The organism is Candidatus Acidiferrales bacterium, assembly GCA_036514995.1.
Taxonomy (GTDB): domain Bacteria; phylum Acidobacteriota; class Terriglobia; order Acidiferrales; family DATBWB01; genus DATBWB01.
The window spans coordinates 1-4,163 of the sequence record DATBWB010000176.1; the positions used below are offsets into that span (position 1 = coordinate 1).

Genomic DNA, 4,163 nt, shown 5'->3' on the forward strand with positions numbered 1-4,163 from the left:
ATAGACCGCTTCGCCTTCTCCGATGAGCACGAGGGAAAGATGCGCCAGCGGCGCCAGATCGCCGGAGGCCCCGACCGAACCGCGGGAGGGAACCACCGGATGAACGCCGCGGTTGAGCATCTCGCACAGCGCTTCAATCACGGCCGGCCGGCAACCCGAGTAGCCTTTGGCCAGGACGTTGGCCCGCAGGAGCATCATCGCGCGCGTTTCGATTTCGCTCAGCGGCTCGCCAATGCCGCAGGCATGGCTTCGCACGAGGTTGACTTGCAGTTCGAGAATTTCATCGTGAGAGACGCGGACGTCGGAGAGTTTGCCCAGGCCGGTGGTGACACCATAGACGGGCGTTTCGGCCTCGACCATCTTCTGGATGACGGCGCGAGCCGCTTCCACCTGCCGGCGCGCCTTCTTGTCCAGCCTGACAGCCCGGCCATTCAAGACGACCGAGCGGAAGTCGGCAATCGTCAGGTCATTCCCGGTCAGCGACAGTGCTCCGCGATTGCCTGGCTTGTTTTGCAAGGGCACTTTAACCTCATTCAGCATGCCGGCGGCGGGTGCCGCCGGGCTCGGCGTCTCTGCGCTTGTGATGCTGAACCCCGACCCAGTCGGGGCGAAGCATCTCAACGCGGATGGTTCGGCTGCGCTCACCACAAGGATTCTTCACGGAGTTCACCCCGACAAAGTCGGGGCTCAGAATGGCAGTTGAGTGGCGCAGGGATTGCCTTGTGATCAAGGCGATTTCTCCGGAAAACACTTGACTCATCCCGTCAGAAAAACCTTGTGGTATTTCTTGGGCAGCGTTTTCGGCCGGCCATCCCGACCCGTGATGACATGGGTGGTGGCGCCGGTCGCCAACAATTGACCGGTGGCATCATTATAAACTTCATAGGCGAACGTGATGACGCGCTTCCGCGCCTCTTTGACCTGAGTGCGGATGCGGAGAAGGTCATCGTAGCGGGCGGGCGCTTGGTAGCGGCAAGTGGCCTCGGCGACGACAATGTAGGCGTCGTCCTTGAGCTCCATATCGCGATAGACAACTCCGCATCGCCGGCAATATTCCGTCCGTCCAATCTCAAACCAGACGAAAAAATTCGCGTAGTAAGCTACGCCCATCTGGTCGGTTTCGGCATAGCGGACGCGGATTTTGGTTTCGACGGTGCGAGTCATCCTTGGCATTGCCTATTGAGGGTGAGATGACGGATGAATCGAGAACCGGGAACGGCAGAAAGGCGATTCACCCCTCACTCTTCCTCATTCACCCGCCATTACGGCGCCTCGGCCGGCACAAAGTACACATCCGTGGGCTTGAACTGAGAAAGCCGGCGAAAGCGCGCTCGGATCGCCATTCCCACCTTGATGTCATCCTGCTTGCAGCCGATCAACCGCGCCAGGAAAAGCGTGTCCACACCATCGAATTCCACCAGCACCAGGTTGAAGGGAGTTTCCTTGAGAAACTCTTCCGACCCGAAATAGCAGGTAGTCCAGGTGTGCACCCGGCCTTCGAGAGGCAATTCGAACCATTCCGTCTTGGCGCCGCACTCCATGCAGGAGCCTCGCGGCGTGGCGAACTTGTGGTCGCATTTGGTGCAGCGGCTTCCCAGGAGCTTTCCCCGAGAGAGGCCGATGAAGAAGGGCGAGTCCTCGGCGTAGCTATGGATGTAGTCGATCTCGTAGTGGTACTTGATGATGAGCGGGTCAAAATTGAAGACGGTAGTGCCGGTATCCACCTCCGGCAACCTTACTTTGTCGTAGCGGGGTTTCAAGTCGGCGGTCGCGTTCGGGGAATGGGGCTTGGGAGCGGTCGCTTGTTTTCTTTTGCTCTGGCGGGTCTTTGCGCTCGATTTGGCAGCCATGTCCCTCCTCCTTAAAATGTCCGCTCAAGGATGCTGACGGTGACGTAGGTTCCGGTGCCGGCGTGGCTGTGTATGGCGCCGCGCAAGCGTCGCCGGCCCTTGCCTTTCTTTTGCGTCACCTGGATCCGGCCGTCGCCCCGGTTGTGCTTGGCTATGGTTCCTTGCAGTTGCCAGAAAGCGAAGGCCGCCTGCATCAGCCCGGTGGCGCCGACGGGATGGCCGCAAGCGATCAGGCCGCCGCTCGGGTTGACCGGGATCGAGCCGGTCAGCTCCGGCTCGCCTGAATCAATGAACTTGCCGCCGTCGCCGTACTTGCAGAGCCCCATATCCTCATAGGTCTGGATTTCGCTCGAGGTGTAGGCGTCGTGCAGCTCGACGAAGTCCAGGTCTTCGCGCGGATCTTCAATGCCGGCTTTTTCGTAGGCCATCTTGCAGGCCATCCGTCCCGCGCGGAAGCTGTGGACGCCCGGATACTTGAGATTCTTGTACCAGCTCGGATCTTCATGCTTCAACGGGATGACCTTGCCGTGCGGCCGGTCGGCCATGCGCATGGCGTCGGAACCCATGCCCACCCCGAGGACGCGCACCGGGTTATCGCATACCCGTTCGGCCACCTCCTCGCTGGCCAGAATACAGGTCGCCGCGCCATCGCTCATGGTGCAGATGTCGAGCAGGGTGAGCGGGTAGGCGACCATGGGGGAGTTGCGCACATCCTCAATGGTAAGGTCCAGGTGTTTCTGCGCCCAGATGTTGTGCAGGGCATTCTTGTGGTTCTTGACGCTGACCCGGGCAAGCTGCTCGACGGTGGTGCCGAACTCGTGCATGTGCCGGACGACCATCATGGCGTAGTAGCCGGTGTAGAAGCCGCCCACCGGGTAGTCGAAGTTGGTGTCGCTCGCCAGCGCGATGAACTCGTTGCCCTTCCAGGTGTTGACGTGCGACATGGTCTCAAAGCCCATCGCCGCCACGCAGTCCATCCAGCCCGAGGCGATGTGCCGCCAGGCCTCCTGGAAGCAGAGGCCGCCGGTGGCGCCGCCGCCCTCGATGCGGATGGTGGGCTTCGGCACCAAACCGCATGTATCCACCGCCATGACCCCGGCCTTCAGTTGCCGCGTGAAGTGGTCGCTAAAATAGCTCACCACCGTGCCGTCGATCCGCTCGAGAGTAAGCTTGGGAACGTCGTTCATGGCGTAGTCGAACGATTGCTTGACCATCTTGCGGAAGGAACTATGGGGATTGGCCTTGGAAAACTTGGTGATGCCACCTGAGATCATATAAACAGGTCTCATAAGGTTGTTTCCTCCGAGTGGAACATCCGGCGCGGTCCCGAAGCTTCGGGATGCAACAAGCAGGCGAAAGGGAGCATACCGCTTCCGCCCGGGGAAGGGAAGCGAGGCGTTTTTCCGACGGCGGGCTCCAGCATCGTCTATGGGTCAGCCCGCCGCGGCGGGCGCGCCCTTTCCAGCGCCGCGTCAAGCAAGCCATCCGGCGGCACGACGCGGCTCACCAGCCCCCAGGCGTAAGCTTCCTCGGCTGCAATGTTGCGCCCGCACGCGAGTATCTCCATGGCGCGGACGCGGCCGATCAATCGCGGCAAGCGTTGCGTCCCGCCAAAGCCGGTCATGATGCCGAGCGTTCCTCCGGGATGGCCGAAAATAGCGTCGGTGGCGGCGATGCGCATGTGACAGGCCAACGCCAGGTCGAGCCCGCCCCCCAGACAATATCCGCGAATGGCAGCGACCACCGGCTTGGAAAAGCGTTCGATCGAGCGAAAGAGTCCCTGGCCAACGGCGGAGAAGGGGAACGCCGACGCGGCAGTAAGCGCGCTTACCTCGACAAGATCGGCTCCGGCGGCGAAGGCCCGATCGCTGCCGGCAATGACGATTCCGCGAACCTTTGCGTCACGCCCGGCCTCGATGAGGGCGCGCTCGATCTCGCCCAGCAGAGACAGGGACAGGCGGGGGAAATCTCCGTCGTCACCGAGTCGGAAAAGGGCGACTTCGCCTTGGCGTTCGACGGAAAGTTGAGCGGACACGATCAGAACCGTTTTGGTTGGCGGAAACCTTTGTAATGCTCTCTTGCCACGTCTATTTGCTGCGCTCGTTCGCCCGCGGCGTGGCCGGGGCTGCGCGGTTACCGGCCGGGCTTCACTCGAGCTTGAATGAAATCCACGATCTCCTGCGTCGAAGCTCCGGGCTGAAAGACTTCAGCAATGCCTGCCTGCTTGAGCGGCGGAATGTCAGCATCCGGAATGATGCCGCCAACGACGACAATCACATCGTCCATTCGCTTTTCTTTGAGCAGTTCCATCAA

General features: G+C 61.2%; 7 protein-coding genes. All 7 read right to left on the reverse strand.

What is annotated here, in order from left to right; all coding sequences use genetic code 11:
• Positions 1-522, reverse strand: a 522-nt coding sequence (locus VIH17_11790; protein HEY4683911.1) for an aromatic amino acid lyase, incomplete at its 3' end; no start/stop codon positions are given.
• Between the two features lie 7 nt (positions 523-529).
• Positions 530-730, reverse strand: coding sequence for a hypothetical protein (locus tag VIH17_11795; protein ID HEY4683912.1), 201 nt, complete (start codon positions 728-730; stop codon positions 530-532).
• 26 nt (positions 731-756) lie between these two features.
• Positions 757-1,164, reverse strand: a complete 408-nt coding sequence (locus tag VIH17_11800) for a thioesterase family protein (protein HEY4683913.1) — start codon at positions 1,162-1,164, stop codon at positions 757-759.
• A 98-nt stretch (positions 1,165-1,262) separates the two neighbouring features.
• Entirely contained in the window at positions 1,263-1,850 is a 588-nt protein-coding gene (locus VIH17_11805) for a Zn-ribbon domain-containing OB-fold protein (protein HEY4683914.1), read from the reverse strand.
• Between the two features lie 11 nt (positions 1,851-1,861).
• Complete coding sequence (locus VIH17_11810; protein ID HEY4683915.1) at positions 1,862-3,139, reverse strand: hypothetical protein; 1,278 nt, start codon at positions 3,137-3,139, stop codon at positions 1,862-1,864.
• 137 nt (positions 3,140-3,276) lie between these two features.
• Positions 3,277-3,885 carry an enoyl-CoA hydratase/isomerase family protein gene (locus tag VIH17_11815; GenBank protein HEY4683916.1) on the reverse strand — a complete coding sequence of 203 codons (609 nt, stop codon included), beginning with the start codon at positions 3,883-3,885 and terminating at the stop codon, positions 3,277-3,279.
• 98 nt (positions 3,886-3,983) lie between these two features.
• Positions 3,984-4,163 (reverse strand): hypothetical protein (locus tag VIH17_11820; protein ID HEY4683917.1); only part of this gene is annotated, 180 nt, incomplete at its 5' end.